At 63.6% G+C, this 15,120-nt stretch carries 16 protein-coding genes; 5 read left to right on the forward strand and 11 right to left on the reverse strand.

Going from position 1 to position 15,120, the window contains the following annotated elements; all coding sequences use genetic code 11:
- Positions 1 to 81: 81 nt before the first annotated feature.
- The 5 genes from JWR89_RS14980 to rpoZ form a co-directional block, all read right to left on the reverse strand.
- Positions 82 to 315: a hypothetical protein gene (locus tag JWR89_RS14980; RefSeq protein ID WP_299717468.1), complete on the reverse strand. Its 234-nt coding sequence runs from the start codon at positions 313 to 315 to the stop codon at positions 82 to 84.
- Positions 316 to 383: 68 nt separating this feature from the next.
- The gene (gene acpS / locus JWR89_RS14985) at positions 384 to 803 is read right to left on the reverse strand and encodes a holo-ACP synthase (protein ID WP_299717470.1); all 420 of its coding nucleotides are present in this window, start codon (positions 801 to 803) and stop codon (positions 384 to 386) included.
- Positions 800 to 1,567: a pyridoxine 5'-phosphate synthase gene (locus JWR89_RS14990; protein ID WP_299717472.1), complete on the reverse strand. Its 768-nt coding sequence runs from the start codon at positions 1,565 to 1,567 to the stop codon at positions 800 to 802. Before JWR89_RS14990 ends, acpS begins: the two co-directional genes overlap by 4 nt.
- Positions 1,568 to 1,597: 30 nt before the next feature.
- A complete protein-coding gene (locus JWR89_RS14995; protein ID WP_299717474.1) occupies positions 1,598 to 3,907 on the reverse strand; it encodes a bifunctional (p)ppGpp synthetase/guanosine-3',5'-bis(diphosphate) 3'-pyrophosphohydrolase in 2,310 nt (769 codons plus the stop codon).
- A 154-nt stretch (positions 3,908 to 4,061) separates the two neighbouring features.
- On the reverse strand, positions 4,062 to 4,454 hold the full coding sequence (rpoZ, locus tag JWR89_RS15000; RefSeq protein ID WP_299717476.1) for a DNA-directed RNA polymerase subunit omega: 393 nt from the start codon (positions 4,452 to 4,454) through the stop codon (positions 4,062 to 4,064).
- A 362-nt stretch (positions 4,455 to 4,816) separates the two neighbouring features.
- Between rpoZ and JWR89_RS15005 the strand changes: the two genes are divergently transcribed.
- Positions 4,817 to 5,446, forward strand: a complete 630-nt coding sequence (locus JWR89_RS15005) for an NYN domain-containing protein (protein WP_299717478.1) — start codon at positions 4,817 to 4,819, stop codon at positions 5,444 to 5,446.
- Entirely contained in the window at positions 5,424 to 6,134 is a 711-nt protein-coding gene (locus JWR89_RS15010; RefSeq protein WP_299717480.1) for a uracil-DNA glycosylase, read from the forward strand. The genes JWR89_RS15005 and JWR89_RS15010 overlap by 23 nt, the downstream gene beginning before the upstream one ends.
- A 22-nt stretch (positions 6,135 to 6,156) precedes the next feature.
- On the opposite strand, the gene JWR89_RS15015 is transcribed toward JWR89_RS15010, so the two are convergent.
- Positions 6,157 to 7,050 carry a LysR family transcriptional regulator gene (locus JWR89_RS15015; protein ID WP_299717482.1) on the reverse strand — a complete coding sequence of 298 codons (894 nt, stop codon included), beginning with the start codon at positions 7,048 to 7,050 and terminating at the stop codon, positions 6,157 to 6,159.
- Positions 7,051 to 7,158: 108 nt separating this feature from the next.
- Between JWR89_RS15015 and JWR89_RS15020 the strand changes: the two genes are divergently transcribed.
- The gene (locus tag JWR89_RS15020) at positions 7,159 to 8,037 is read left to right on the forward strand and encodes an NmrA family NAD(P)-binding protein (protein ID WP_299717484.1); all 879 of its coding nucleotides are present in this window, start codon (positions 7,159 to 7,161) and stop codon (positions 8,035 to 8,037) included.
- Positions 8,038 to 8,049: 12 nt separating this feature from the next.
- Here the strand turns inward: JWR89_RS15020 and JWR89_RS15025 are convergent, their stop codons facing one another.
- The 4 genes from JWR89_RS15025 to dapA all read right to left on the reverse strand — a co-directional run bounded on the left by JWR89_RS15025 (position 8,050) and on the right by dapA (position 10,634).
- On the reverse strand, positions 8,050 to 8,625 hold the full coding sequence (locus JWR89_RS15025) for a peroxiredoxin (protein WP_299717486.1): 576 nt from the start codon (positions 8,623 to 8,625) through the stop codon (positions 8,050 to 8,052).
- Between the two features lie 102 nt (positions 8,626 to 8,727).
- A complete protein-coding gene (smpB, locus tag JWR89_RS15030; protein WP_299717488.1) occupies positions 8,728 to 9,201 on the reverse strand; it encodes an SsrA-binding protein SmpB in 474 nt (157 codons plus the stop codon).
- 67 nt (positions 9,202 to 9,268) lie between these two features.
- Positions 9,269 to 9,685 (reverse strand): large conductance mechanosensitive channel protein MscL, encoded by a 417-nt coding sequence (mscL, locus tag JWR89_RS15035; RefSeq protein ID WP_299717490.1) that lies wholly within the window; start codon positions 9,683 to 9,685, stop codon positions 9,269 to 9,271.
- Between the two features lie 58 nt (positions 9,686 to 9,743).
- Positions 9,744 to 10,634 carry a 4-hydroxy-tetrahydrodipicolinate synthase gene (gene dapA, locus JWR89_RS15040; protein WP_299717492.1) on the reverse strand — a complete coding sequence of 297 codons (891 nt, stop codon included), beginning with the start codon at positions 10,632 to 10,634 and terminating at the stop codon, positions 9,744 to 9,746.
- Between dapA and JWR89_RS15045 the strand changes: the two genes are divergently transcribed.
- The gene (locus tag JWR89_RS15045) at positions 10,624 to 10,899 is read left to right on the forward strand and encodes a hypothetical protein (protein WP_299717494.1); all 276 of its coding nucleotides are present in this window, start codon (positions 10,624 to 10,626) and stop codon (positions 10,897 to 10,899) included. The genes dapA and JWR89_RS15045 overlap by 11 nt on opposite strands.
- 56 nt (positions 10,900 to 10,955) lie before the next feature.
- The gene (locus JWR89_RS15050; RefSeq protein WP_299717548.1) at positions 10,956 to 13,109 is read left to right on the forward strand and encodes a transglycosylase SLT domain-containing protein; all 2,154 of its coding nucleotides are present in this window, start codon (positions 10,956 to 10,958) and stop codon (positions 13,107 to 13,109) included.
- Between the two features lie 193 nt (positions 13,110 to 13,302).
- On the opposite strand, the gene JWR89_RS15055 is transcribed toward JWR89_RS15050, so the two are convergent.
- Positions 13,303 to 14,829, reverse strand: coding sequence for a porin (locus tag JWR89_RS15055; protein ID WP_299717495.1), 1,527 nt, complete (start codon positions 14,827 to 14,829; stop codon positions 13,303 to 13,305).
- Between the last annotated feature and the right edge of the window lie 291 nt (positions 14,830 to 15,120).

Below are 15,120 nucleotides of genomic sequence, written 5' to 3' on the forward strand. Positions count from 1 at the left end.
TGCGGGCCAAGAACAGGCCAAACGCACAGTGAAGCACCGTGCCCTCAACTGGCCAAGCAAAAGCAAAGATCGCATAATTGCTCATTCCTGGATGCCTCCAAGGATTGCCCGCCCAACCAAATGTAGACCTGGGCTCATAGCCACGCAAATCGCGATCCCTATCGCGATCAGCAAAGGACCGATGCTGACAGCAACGAGTCCGTAGAAGAACGCGAACATTGGCCCAATAAAGCCTACCGATATAAATGCGGCGGCAAGCGAATTGACCAGATTGGCGAACAGCTTCAACTGTTCATTAGATGCAGCCTTGTTCATGAGGCGTCCTGGAGCCGTTTGCGCCCGTATTTGACACGCTTAAGTTGCGTTCGTAAATACCAGCCGGATCAGGCAGCCTTTGTCGGCTCCGCCGAAATGATCACAAATGCCTGCGCCAGCGGCCAGTCGTCGGTGATGGTGAGATCGATCCTCGCCTCATACCCCGCGGGAGTGAGCGCCTGCAGCCGGGCCAGCGCCCCGCCGGTGAGCCGCATGGTGGGCCGCCCGCCCGGCAGGTTGACCACGCCCATGTCGCGCCACCAGACGCCCTGCCGGATCCCCGTGCCGAGGGCCTTGGAACAGGCCTCCTTGGCGGCGAAGCGCTTGGCATAGGTCGCCACCAGCATCTTCTCGTTGCCGGCGCGGCGTTGCGCTTTGGCGCGCTCCGCGTCGGTGAAGATGCGGTCGAGAAAACGTTCGCCATGGCGCTCGATCACCTTGGCGACGCGGGTAATGTCGATCAGGTCGTTGCCGATGCCGATGATCATGCGCTGGCCGTCAGCAGTCCCCGCCCCCGCACCATCGCCGCCCGCATGGCGCGCACGGTTTCGCCGAGGCCCACGAACAGCGCTTCGCCGATCATGTAGTAGCCGATGTTCAGCTCCATGATCTCGGGCAGCGCCGCGATAGTCTCGGCGGTGGCGTAATCGAGGCCGTGGCCGGCATGGACTTCGAGGCCGGCGGATTTTGCCAGCGCCGCGCCCTTGACGATGCGCTGCCATTCGCTGGCGGCTTTCGCTGTGTCGCCGTCCTCGATGGCATCGCACCAGGCGCCGGTGTGCAGCTCGATCACCGGGGCGCGCAACTTGGCGGCTATCTCGATCTGCCTGACATCGGCGGCGATGAACAGCGAGACGCGCACGCCGGCGTCGTTGAACCGGGCGATCACCGGCGCCAGCGCGTTATGCTGGCCGGCCACGTCGAGGCCGCCTTCGGTGGTCAGTTCTTCCCTGCGCTCCGGTACCAGGCAGACCGCGTGCGGCCTGGTCGCCAGCGCGATCTCGACCATGTCCGGCGTGGCCGCCATTTCGAAATTTAGCGGCTTGGAAATCTCGGCCTTCAGCCGGACCATATCCTCGTCGCGAATATGGCGGCGGTCTTCGCGCAGATGCGCGGTGATGCCGTCGGCGCCGGCCTCGATGGCGGCGAGTGCCGCGCGCACCGGATCGGGACGCCGCCCGCCGCGCGCATTGCGCAAGGTGGCGACGTGATCGATGTTGACGCCGAGGCGTAGCGGCAGAGGCTTGGTCATGACGGCATTCCGGGAGGCTTGAAGAGGACGCTATCCGTTGACGCGTTCGACCTTGGCGACGACGGCCTTGGCGCGCAACTGGTTGATGATAGCGCTGAGATGCTTGAGGTCATAGACCTCGATATCGATGTTCTGCTCGGTGAAATCAGGGGAGCGGCGGTGCATGCTGATATTGTCGATATTGCCGTCGTGGTCAGCGATGACCTGGGCGATCTGCGCCAGACTGCCCGGCTCGTTGACGTTCTGCACGAACAGACGCGCCGGGAAGCGTTGCGGCGAGGATTCATCAACATCCCAGCGCGCGTCGACCCAGCGCTCCGGTTCTTCCTCAAAATCCTTCAGCGCCGGCGACTGGATCGGATAGATCGTGATGCCCTCGCCCGGCGTGACGATGCCGACGATTCGGTCGCCCGGCACGGCGCCGCCGTTCGGCGCGAATTTCACCGGCAGATCGGGGTTGAAGCCGCCGATCGAAATGATCGAGGTGACCTTTGCCGCGCCGTCGGGCGTTTTCACCCTGTCCGCCGTGGCCTTCCGGTTACTGGCGGCAAAGCGGCCGACCCGCTCTTCCTTGTAGTCCGGATACATCGCGCGGGCGACGTCCGAGGCGCGCAGTTCGCCGCGCCCGACCGAAGCCATCACGTCATCGATCGAGGACCTCGCCAACCGCGGCAGCGCGCCCTTCAACTGGTCGTCGGCATATTCCATCTTGGCGCGCACGAACAGGCGCTCGACGATGCGGCGGCCAAGGCCGGCATACTGGTCGCGCACCGCGGTGCGGGTAGCACGACGGATCGCGGCGCGCGCCTTGCCGGTAACGGCCAGCGATTCCCACGCCGACGGCGGCGCCTGCTGCGCGGCCGACGTCAGCACTTCCACCTCGTCGCCATTCTGCAGCTCCGAGGACAGCGGCGCGAACTTGCCGTTGATCTTGCAGCCCACCGCGCTGTTGCCGACGTCGGTATGCACGGCATAGGCGAAATCGACCACATTGGCGTTGCGCGGCAGCGCAATCAGTTTGCCCTTGGGGGTGAAGCAGAACACCTGGTCGTGAAACAGTTCGAGCTTGGTATGCTCGAGGAACTCTTCCGGATTGGTGCTCTCCGACAGGATTCCGATGGTGTGGCGCAGCCAGGAGAACGCGTTGGATTCGCGCTGCAGCATCTCGGTCGGCGAACCCTTGCCATCCTTGTAGAAGGCATGCGCGGCGATGCCGTATTCGGCGATCTGGTTCATGTCCTCGGTGCGAATCTGCAGTTCGACGCGCTGGTTGCCGGGGCCGATCACGGTGGTGTGGATCGAACGGTAGTCGTTCTGCTTTGGCGTCGAGATGTAGTCCTTGAAGCGACCAGGCACCACCGGCCAGGTGGTATGCACCACGCCGAGCGCGCGGTAGCAGGCTTCCATGTCCTTCAGCACGACCCGAAAGCCGAAGATGTCCGAGAGCTGCTCGAAGCCGACCGACTTGCGCTTCATCTTGGTCCAGATCGAGAACGGCCGTTTGCGGCGGCCGCTGACCCGGGCGGCGATGCCATTCTTCTCCAGGTTCGTGGAGAGCTGACTTTCGATCATGCCGATCAGGTTGCGGTTACGCTCCGCCAGCGAATCCAGCCGCTGCATCACCACCTGATAGGCGTCGGGATCGAGCACCTTGAAGGACAGCTCCTCCAGTTCCTCGCGCATTTCCTGCATGCCCATGCGGCCGGCCAGCGGCGCATAGATGTCGAGGGTTTCCTCGGCGATGCGGCGGCGCGACGCCGGCGGCATGAATTCCATGGTCCGCATGTTGTGCAGGCGGTCGGCGAGTTTGATCAGCAGCACGCGAACGTCGTCCGCGATGGCCAGCAGCAGCTTGCGCAGGTTTTCCGCCTGCTTGGCCTCGCGCGACACCAGCTCCAGCCGCTTCAGCTTGGTCAGGCCCTCGACCAGCGCACCGATCTCGGCGCCGAACAGCCGGTCGATCTCGGCCCGCGTGGCCTCGGTGTCCTCGATGGTGTCGTGCAGCAGCGCAGCGACGATGGTGGCATCATCGAGCTTGAGGTCGGTGAGAATCGCCGCCACTTCCAGCGGATGGGTGAAATACGGATCGCCCGAGGCCCGCGTCTGCTCGCCGTGGGCGACCATGGCGTAGACATAGGCGCGGTTCAGCATGTCTTCGTCGGTATTGGGATTGTACGACCTGACGCGCTCGACCAGGTCGTATTGCCGCATCATCCGCGCGCGCGAGGCGCGCGGCACCTTGGCCGGCGCCGCGGGCGTGACAGGCGTCGCCGATGGCTCGGCCGCGACCGTGTCGCTCGCCGCCTGCATCTGCCGTGAAGTACGGCGCGAAGTCGCCATCGTGGCCTCGTTTCCGTCAGGACCATGTCGGACCTGCACTGTTCGCCACAAGTTTGCCCTGAAAGTGTCCGCAAAAGCAAAGGCCCGGACAACGGTCCGGGCCTTGCAAAGAATTGATCGTCGAGAAGGTTAAACGAACAGGCCGAATACCTAATTATTCGTCTTCCTCGGGCTGCTCTTCCGGCGGCGCCAGGCCTTCGAGCCCCTTCAGAAGCTCCTCTTCCGTCATGCGCTCGACCGCGACTTCGGTATCGTCGGCATCGACGCTGGCACCGGCCGAACCGATCAGCGGGATGGTGTCCGGTTCGGGTTCGTCGACCTCGACGAACTTCTGCAGCGAATGCACCAGCTCCTCGCGGAGGTCTTCCGGAGAAATCGTCGAATCGGCAATCTCGCGCAGCGATACGACAGGATTCTTGTCGTTGTCGCGATCGATCGTCAGTTGCGACCCCGACGAGATCATGCGCGCCCGGTGGGCAGCCAGCAGGACCAGGTCAAACCGGTTATCGACTTTATCGATGCAATCTTCGACGGTGACGCGCGCCATTAAATGTCGCTCCGTTGGTGTGGGGACCGAATATGATGATTAGACCTGCTAGGTATAGGGGCTCGAGGACATTCGCAAGGCCCAAATTTGGCATCTGGCGTGGCGGGCTTCCGTCTGATACCCCATTATGATACCCTGCGTCGGACCAGAAAGATACCGACATCCGACGTTAGACCCCTTCTCCGCCGACACCAAAACGCTTCATTGCAACTGCAAATGTATGGGCTTATCGGTCCCACGTCACATGATGCACGATGCAATGAACCCAAGTGAGCCGTTTGCGACGCTCCACTTCGTTCAATGTGCGGTCAATTAGGCCGTGCCAAAAACGTTAACAACAACAAACCATATGAGAACACTTGATGTCCCCCACATCTGACAAGATCGCCCTGTTCATTGACGGTGCCAATTTGTACGCCACCGCCAAGACGCTTGGCTTCGACATCGACTACAAGCGCCTCCTCAAGGAGTTCCAAAGCCGCGGTACGCTGGTCCGCGCGTTTTATTACACCGCGATCATCGAAGATCAGGAATATTCGTCGATTCGCCCCTTGATCGACTGGCTCGACTACAATGGCTACACCGTGGTTACCAAGGCGACCAAGGAGTTCATCGACGCGTCCGGCCGCCGCAAGGTCAAGGGCAACATGGACATCGAGCTCGCAGTCGATGCGATGGAGCTGGCCGAACACGTCGATCAGATCGTGCTGTTCTCCGGCGACGGTGATTTCCGCTCGCTGGTTGAAGCCGTCCAGCGCCGCGGCGTCCGCGTCACCGTGGTCTCGACCATCTCCAGCCAGCCGCCGATGATTGCCGACGAGTTGCGCCGTCAGGCCGATGTGTTTACCGATCTGGTCGAACTGCAGGGCAAGCTCGGCCGCGATCCCGCCGAACGCCCGGCACCGCGCGAGCCACGTCACCAGACGCCGCAATTCCTGCAGCGCGCGACCACCATGGCGCCACGAGGCGATGACGAAGAATTCGAAGACTAAGACGCTTATTAGCAGACAACAGCCGGCGGTAGTCGCACCCGTGATTTCCGCTGGCAGCTCGACCTACCCCGGGCGTGACTGCCCGTTGTGTCCGCGCCTCGTCGAATATCGCATGGAGCTGCGGGCGCGCGATCCCGGCGGGTTCAATTCGCCAGTACCGTCGTTCGGCGATTCGGACGCCGCGCTGCTGATCGTAGGCCTCGCGCCTGGAGCGCAAGGCGCCAATCGCACTGGCCGGCCATTTACCGGCGACTATGCCGGTGACCTGCTCTACGGCACGCTACTCGAATACGGTTTTGCCAGCGGGCAATTTCTGGCGCGGCCCGATGACGGGCTCACCTTGCAGGATTGCCGCATCACCAATGCGGTGCGTTGCGTGCCGCCGCAGAACAAGCCGCTGCCCGTCGAGATCAACACCTGCCGGCCGTTCTTGATTGCCACCATAGAAACGATGCCGCGGCTGCGCGCCATCGTGCTGCTCGGCCGCGTCGCCCATGACACCATGCTGAAGACGCTCGGCATCCGCGCGGTGCTGGCACCGTTTTCCCACGGCGCGGTGCACGACGCCGGCCGCTTCAAGCTGTACGACAGCTACCACTGCTCGCGCTACAACACGAATACGCGGGTGCTCACCACGGACATGTTTCGCAGCGTGTTCGCCCGGGTGAAGGCGGATCTGAGTCAGTAGATCGCCGTCGTGGCTGGCTTGTTCATCGAATCGTCTGCGAGACGAACTCGATGAAGGCGCGCACCTTGGCGGCCGGGTGATGACGCGACGGGTACAGGGCGTAGAGCGAGAACCTCTCGTCGGGCCAATCCGGAAACAGATTTACAAGCCGCCCATCCGCAAGCAGTTGCTTCACCGCGATGGCGAGCACCTGGCAAATGCCGGTGCCCGCGAGGCACTCGGTGAGCATGGTGCCGGCGTCGCTCAACATCAGCCGGCTTGAGATCCGGACCGGCAGGATCTCGCTTTTACGATGAAATTCCCAGTCATAGGGACGTCCGGTAAGCGGGTCGCGAAAGTCGATGCATAGATGCTTCAACAGATCCTGCGGCGTTGGCGGCCGCCCGTGGCGTTGCAGATAGGCCGGCGAAGCCACGGTCTGAACCTGGATGTCCGCGAGTTTTCGCGACACCAGTGAAGCGCCGAGCGGGTCGCCAAAGCGGATGGCGACGTCGATGCCATCCGCCACCAGGTCGCCGACGTGCTCGCGCGTGATGGTCTCCAGCGCCAGTTCGGGATACTGCGCCAGGAAATCTCCCAGATGACCGGCCAGCACCAGCCGCGAAAACAGCGGATCGACGTTGACGCGTAACCGGCCGCGCACCCGCGCCGATGCCCCGGTCGCGTCGATCGCCGCCTCCTCGATCTCCTCAAGCGACGGGCGCACGCGTTCATAGAAGCGCCGCCCCTCGTCGGTCAGTGCGACCGAGCGCGTGGTGCGATCCAGCAGACGCACGCCAAGTCGCGCCTCCAGCCGGGCAATGGCGTGGCTGACACCGGAAGCCGACATGCCCAGCGCCTCGGCCGCGCGCGAAAAGCCGCCGCTTTCGATCACCGCATCCAGCACCGTCACACCGGTCAGAAGCCGTCCATCCATTCTGCCATTCCTGATATCTAGTCATCAGTCATGTGACTAATTCCCATTTCAGTCAAATTCGGAGAGATGACACAACGGCACCGCCACCCCGTTCACAGGAGCCCCATCATGTTCGCCATCACCGGAGCCACCGGCAAAGTGGGAGGTGCGGTTGCCCGCACCCTGCTGGCCGCCCATCGATCCGTTCGCGTCGTCGTCCGAGATATCGACAAAGGCAAAGCCTGGTCGGCGTGTGGCGCCGCGGTCGCCGTCGCCGACAGCGGCGATGCCGCGGCACTGACAGCGGCGTTCTCGGACAGCGAGGGCGTCTTCGTGATGTTGCCGTCGACCTTCGATCCGACGCCGGGCTTCTCCGAGGCGCGGGCTGTAGTCACCGCTTTCCGCGCCGCGCTGCTGCAGGCCCGGCCTGCGAAAGTCGTGGTGCTTTCGACCATCGGCGCCGATGCGTCGCAGCCGAACCTGCTCAATCAACTGGGACTGCTGGAAACAGCTCTCGCCGACCTGCCGATGCCAGTGGCGTTCCTGCGCGCGGCCTGGTTCATGGAGAATGCTTCGTGGGATGTCGCGGCTGCGCGGACCGATGGCGCGATCACGAGCTACCTGCAGCCGCTGGACAAGGCGTTCCCGATGATCGCCACTGACGATGTGGGCCGCACCGCGGCCGAACTGCTTCTCGATAGCTGGAGCGATCGACGCGTCGTCGAACTCGAAGGTCCGTTTCGTGTCTCGCCGAACGACATTGCTGGCGCCTTTTCACGCGCGCTGAACCGGCCGGTCACGGCCCGTATCGTTGCACGCGACAGCTGGGATGCACTGTTTCGCGCGCAGGGCATGCGGAACCCCACGCCGCGCATGCAGATGCTCGATGGCTTCAACGACGGCTGGATCGACTTTGCCCAGCGCGACGCTGGTTCGCGCAAGGGAACGATCGCCATCGACCAGGCGATTGCCGCGCTAGTGGCGAGGACGCCGTCCGACGCCGGTTAGATCGCAGCCAGTTCAGACCGGGTTGGCCTTCAGCCATGCCAGCACGTCACCCGCGTTCCTGTCCGGCGGAAACACCGGATAGAATACATGGGTGATTTTGGCGTCGTCGATGACCAGCGCCAGCCGCTTGATCATGGTGAGGTTGGCGACCTCCATGGTCGGCAGATCGAGCGCGTGGGTGAGTTCGAGTTGTTGGTCCGACAGCACCGGAAACGGCAGATGCAATCGCGACGCCATCTCGGTCTGGTAGTCGTTGTCCTGCGTCGATAGTCCGAACACATGGCTGGCGCCAGCGGCCTTGAGCTCGGCGAACAGATCGCGGAACGCGCAGGTCTGCGGCGTGCAGCCACGTGCGCCGGGGATCATGTCCCAGTCATCGACCAGCGCGATCTTGCCGGGCTCGCCGGTGCGCGGATAGCCGAACACGACGACGCGGCCTTTCAGCTCGGAGAGCGTCACCGCGGTGTCGTTGGTGGCGCGCAGGCTGACCGGCGGGATCGCCAGGCCGACCAGATGCGCCGCGGCACCGTCATCCTCGGGAGCCGGGATCTTGCTCCAGTCGACTTCCAGAAGATTGCTTTGAGTCATCAAGTCCTCGTCCGGTCGTAGGATTGGTTGAGCGCTTTGCGAAACCCATTACCTCAGTGTCGCTGTCGATGGGTTTCGCAAGGGCTCAACCCATCCTGCAGATCAGCCCCTCGCGCGCATGAGACGGCCCTTCTCGCGGCCCCAGTCGCGATCCTTCTCGCTGGCACGCTTGTCGTGGAGCTGCTTGCCCTTGGCCAGCGCCAGTTGCAGCTTCACCCGGCCGCGCTCGTTGAAATACATCTTCAGCGGCACCAGAGTCATGCCCTGGCGCTCCACCGCGCCCATCAGCTTGTTGATCTGCTTACGGTGCATCAGCAGCCGTCGCGGCCGCTTCGGCTCGTGGTTGAAGCGGTTCGCCTGCAGATATTCGGGGATGTTGCAGTTGATCAGCCAGATTTCGCCGTTCTTGGGATCGGCATAGGATTCCGCGATGGTCGACTTGCCATTGCGGATCGACTTGACCTCGGTGCCGGTCAGTTCGATGCCGGCCTCCAGCGTGTCCTCGATCGCGTAATGGAATCGCGCCTTGCGGTTTTCCGCGATCACCTTGATCGGGCGCTCTTTCTTCTCAGCCATCGTCTGGGTGCCCTGGGCGTTATCTTGGAAAACATAAGCCCGATAACGCGCGCTTCAAGCGTGAGGCTTACGCCTTCTTGAGCAGGTCGCGGATCTCGGTCAGCAGTTCTTCTTGGCGGCTTGGCTTCGGCGGCTCCGCCGGCTTCGCCGCATCGTTGCGCTTCAGCCGGTTCATGAAGCGGATCACCGAGAACAGCACAAAGGCGATGATGACGAAGTTGATGGTCAAAGTGAGGAAGTTGCCCCAGGCCAGCACCGCGCCCTGCTTCTTGGCGTCGGCAAGGTTCGTCGCCGTCACCGCTTTCGACAGGCCGGTGAAGTAATTCGAGAAGTCGAGGCCGCCGGTGATAGAGCCGACGATCGGCATGATGATGTCGCCGACCAGGGAGGTCACGATGCCGCCGAAGGCCGCGCCGATGATCACGCCGACGGCGAGATCGACCACGTTGCCCTTCATCGCGAATTCGCGGAATTCCTTCAGCATGCCCAATCCCTTTTGTTCGATATCCCGCACAGCAATCGGCATCGCGAAAATCGCCTGGTCAGTTGATCAAGCCCGCATGGACCATCGCCTTGCGGATCGTCGCGCCGGTCGGCGCCGTCACCGGCAGCAGCGGCAGGCGCACTTCTTCCTGGAGCCGGCCGAGCAGCCCGAGCCCGTGCTTGGCGCCGGCGAGGCCCGGCTCCAGGAAGATGGCGTCGTGCAATGGCACCAGCCGGTCCTGGATTTTCAGCGCCGCGGCGTAGTCACCCTTCAGCACGGCGGCCATCAGTTCGGCGCAGGGCTTCGGCGCCACATTGGCGACAACGGAAATGCAGCCGTGGCCGCCCGCGGCCATATAGGCCAGCGCCGTCATGTCCTCGCCGGAGAGCTGGATGAAGTCCGGGCCCATGGCGTGGCGCTGCTGCGAGACCCGGGCCAGGTTGGCGGTGGCGTCCTTGACGCCGGCAATGTTCTTCAGTTCGAACAGCCGGCACATGGTATCGACCGACATATCGACCACCGAGCGCGGCGGGATATTGTAGATCAGGATCGGAATCCCGATCGCATCGTTCACCGCCTTGAAGTGCTGGTACATGCCCTCCTGGGTCGGCTTGTTGTAATACGGCGTCACCACCAGCACCGCGTCGGCCCCCGCCTTCTCGGCGTGCTTGGCCAGTTCGACGGCTTCCCGGGTGGAATTCGAGCCGGCGCCGGCGATCACGGGCACGCGCCCCTTGGCCTCGTCGATGCACCATTCCACGACGCGCATGTGCTCGTCATGGCTCAGGGTCGGGCTCTCGCCGGTGGTGCCGACCGGCACCAGGCCGTTGGTGCCCTCATCGATCTGCCAGCTGACGAGGGCGCGAAACGCCGCCTCGTCCAGCGCGCCGTTTTTGAACGGCGTGACCAAGGCGGCGTAGGACCCCCGAAAATTCGTCTTGGCTGCCATGGTCATTCTCCGAACGCGTTGCGGCTTTGGCCGTCTCGTGGGCCGTCTGCTTGAACCGATTGATCGAACGGCAAGTCTTACCGACTCTCCGGCGGCGGCGAAAGACCGCCCAAAGCGGTTTCGCGGCAGTTTCAGCCGCGATTTCGCCGCTGTGATCGGGCAGAAAGGGGGCGGCTGCCAAAAATTGACATTTTGTCCATATTTTCAATCAAATACAGCGGTGAACGACCGCGATTTCCTGATTCGCCGCGAAGGAACGCCGTGACCCGATTGGCTTCCCACTCTGCTGCCGCCCGATGGACGGCACTCGGCACCGGCCTGATGCTGAGCGTCAGCGTCGCCGCGCTGTCGGTCGATGCCTGGGCCGCGACACAAGTTCCATTGCCGAAACCACGGCCGATCGCGCGCAACGTCGTGCCGAAAGTCACCCCGGCCGCATCCCCCGCCAAGCCGTTATCCGCCGATCAGGCCAGCCCGGCGCCGGCGATCCAGCCCGCCACTCGTCAGCACGCCGCCGTGACGCCGCCGGCGAAGCGACAGATCGCACCTGCCGCGATGGCGGCGACCTCGTCGACGCCACAGGCCGATGCCGAAGCGGTGGAAAACGTCATCGACCTCATCCGCAAGCACAAGCCGGTGGACGCCTCGCAGGTCGCACAGGGAATCGGCGATCCCGTCGCGCGAAAACTTGCCGAATGGCTGATCCTGCGCAGCGACGACAATGGCGCCTCGGTCGAGCGCTACCGCGCGTTCCTCAGCGCCAATCCGAGCTGGCCCTCGCAGACCTTCCTGCGCCGCCGCGCCGAAGCAGCGCTGTGGGACGACCATCGCGATGACGACACCGTGCTCGGCTACTTCCAGAACGAGAAACCGCTGTCGGCGAAGGGCAAGTTCGCGCTGGCCCGCGCCCTGATCGCGCGCGGCGATCGCGCCACTGCCGAGCAGCATGTCCGCGACGCCTGGCGCAAGGATTCGATTTCCGGAGATGTCGAAACCACCGTGCTCGACCTGTTCGGCCCGTTCATCTCGGGCGGCGATCACAAGGCACGAATGGATCTGCTGCTCTATGGCAGCGACACCGACGCCGCGTTGAGGGCCGCCAAGCGGCTCGGCCCGGCGCAGATGGCGCTCGCGCGCGCGCGCATCGCCGTCACCAAGAAGGCCGGCAACGCCAAGGCGCTCTTGGAAGCGGTGCCCGGCGAACTGCACAGCGATCCCGGCTACATGTTCGCAAAAATCCAGCAGTTACGCCGTGACGAACGCTTCGCCGAAGCCGCGCAATTGATGATCTCGGCGCCGCGCGAGCCCGCGCGCCTGCACAATCTCGACGAATGGTGGATCGAGCGCCGCCTGCTATCGCGAAAAATGCTCGACGTCGGCGAGCATCGCTCGGCCTATCTGATTGCGCGCGACGCCGCGCTGCCGGCGCGCGATATCTACAAGACCGAACAGGAATTCACCGCCGGCTGGATCGCGCTGCGTTTCCTGAAGGACCCTGCCACCGCCGCGCAGCACTTCGCCCGCATCGGCGTCGGCAGCGTCAATCCGACCGCGCTGGCGCGCGCCGGCTACTGGCAGGGCCGCGCCGCGGAAGCCGCCGGCCGCAGCCAGGAAGCACGCCAAGCCTATGCCTCGGCCGCGGAGCAATCCACCAGCTATTACGGCCAGTTGGCGCGCGCCAAGCTCGGCCTTCCGCAGCTCGATATCAACGGTGCACCGAGCGCGCGCGGTCGCGGCATAGAGCGCTTGGAAATCGTGCGGGCCGTGGCCCTGCTCTACGCCATGGACGAACGCGAGATCGCGATCCCGATTCTCGGCGACATGGGCGAGAACGGCGATCCCGACGCGGTGCTCGGTCTCAGCGAAGTCGCCGCGCGCAATTCCGATGCCCGCGGCATGCTGCTGATCGGCAAGTCCGCGCTGAACCGCGGCCTGCCGTTCGATCACTACGCCTATCCGACCGTCGGGATTCCCGCCTATCCGACCGTCGGTCCGGAGGTCGAGCGCAGCGTTGTCTATGCCATCGCGCGGCAGGAAAGCGCGTTCAATCAAGCCGTGGTGTCGCCGGCCAACGCCTACGGGCTGATGCAGGTGACGCCGGACGCCGGACGCTACGTCACCAAGAAATACGGCGCGACATTCGATCTGGCTAAACTCAAGAGCGACCCGGTTTACAACGCGTCGATCGGCGCGGCCGAATTGGGCGGGCTGCTCGAAGACTATCGCGGCTCCTACATCATGACCTTCGCGGGCTATAATGCGGGCCGCGGCAGCGTGCGCAAATGGGTCGAACGCTACGGCGATCCCAGAGATCCCAAGGTCGATGCGGTCGATTGGGTGGAATCGATCCCGTTCTCGGAAACCCGCAACTACGTGCAGCGGATCATGGAGAACCTGCAGGTCTATCGCGCCCGCTTCGGCGGCGGCTCGAAGCTGCAGATCGAAGCCGACCTGCATCGTGGCAGCGTGGAATAGGCCGCATCCAAGAATATGCGTAGGGCGGATTAGCGGACGCGTCGCTTGCAGAGCGAGGCGGACGCGTAATCCGCCGTGGCTATCAGGGTGGCGGATTACGCTTCGCTAATCCGCCCTACTCAAGCAAAAACCCCCGGCAGTTTCCTGCCGGGGGTCTTTGGTTCAGACAATGAGCGTCGTGAGACGATCAGGATCAGAAGGAGCGCAGCGCCTGGAGCTGGAGCTGGTAGATGTTCTGGTCGCCCAGGGTGAACTGGCGGCCCGACGGAGCGCCGGAGACGGCGGAGGTGGAGGTGTACGTGCCGACCAGGTTCTGGTCGAGACGGGTGTACAGGAAGTCAGCCGAGAAGGTCAGGTCCTTGACAGGCTGCCAGGCGGTCTTGGTACCAACCTGGGCGGACGAGAACTTCATGCTGCCACCGGTAGCATTGAGGGTGCCGGTCACGCCAGCGGTCGCGCCACCAGCCGACAGAGCGGCAATCAGAGCAGCACTGCCACCTGCACCGTAGTCGATGGTGCTGTAGTTACCGTAAAGCGACGTACGCCACTTCGGGTTCCAGTAGTGCTCGTAGTACGCGCTGACGTCCCAGGCGGTGCTGAGGCTGATGCCGGTGCCGTTAGCGGAGTTGGTACCGGAGTACACGCCGTCAAGCACGTAACCGAAAGCCATGCTGCTGCCAGCGCTATTTCCGCTTGCGCGGGCATAGCGGCCTGCACCAGAAGTATCCTGCGTACCGCCCCAGACGTACTTGGCGGCGCCCTTGGCGTAGGTGGCTTCCAGCTTGAAGCTGTCGCCAGCACCGGTCGGAAGGTTCTTCAACTCGAAGCCGCCGCTGACTGCGTAGCCCCAGGTCGTCTCGGGCCGGCCGGAGTCGGCGTTGGTGTAGTAAGTGCTGTGAACTTCATGGCCGGCGGCCGACACGAAGGCCGAACCCCAGGCCTGATCGATACGGATGTTGCCGACGATGTCAGGAACGTGATCGCCGCTGACGGCGTTGCCCGTGAAGTTGCCGAGGCCGTAAGTGCCGGCCGGCAGGACGTTGGCCTGGAACGGAGCGATGAACGCAGCCGAGGTGTTGACCAGACCGGCGGTGCGGTAGGGCTGGGCGTCTTCGGCCGAAATCGTTGCCGACACGCCGTTGCCGAACGAAGCGGTGTAAGCGAGCTGCGGGATACCCGTCGCATCGTTGGAACCGGCCTGGAAGCCCGACGAGATGGTCGGCTTGGACAGGATCCACTGCGGATCGAACATCGAGACCGCTTTACCCAGGGTGAAGCCGGCGAACTGGATGAAGACGTAATCGACTTCAGCAATGGTACCGCCGGAAATGCCCGAGGTGCCGCGGGTGAAGTCAACCTTCATGTCGCCGAAAGCGCGCAGAACGCCGTATTCGGTGGCGGTGCGGGTATCGACGTTCAGGTTGAAGCGGGTACGGGTGCCGTACCAGTTCGCGCCAAATGCCTGCGAGCCGTCTGCGCCGCCGTACCAGTTACCGTTGCCGGAAGCCTGGCCGTTCAGGGTCGTCTCGAGACGGATCGCGCCGCCGATCTTGACGCAGGTGTCGCTGCCCGGGATGTAGTAGAAACCCGCGCCGTAGAGGGAGCAAACCTTCACGTATTCGACCGCTTTGGCCTTAACGGGAAGATCGGCTGCCTGGGCTCCGCCGATGGCGAGAATGCTCGCCGCTGAGCCGAGAATAAGGCCCTTAATCGTCTTCATGTAAACCTCCAAGTTGCTTTAGGGAAGGTTCCGCAACGGGGTGAGGATCACCCTGAAGACAAGTCCCTTAGTCCCTGACAACCCGCTAGGCGTTTCGGCTCTTTAGGACACGCCCGCACGAATGCGAGCGAGGTCCTGAACGAACCACCTTCACGGGACGACCTCGGGATGCCCCCCTCCGTCGCACCGTGACCATCTCCTAACCCTTCCCGCTTCGCAACAATGGAACGCCGCAAAGGCGCCACCATCCGGCCGTTTCCAAGGGGGTGTTGCACAAATCACACGCTTTCG

It is taken from the genome of Tardiphaga sp., assembly GCF_028290785.1.
Classification (GTDB): Bacteria; Pseudomonadota; Alphaproteobacteria; order Rhizobiales; family Xanthobacteraceae; genus Tardiphaga.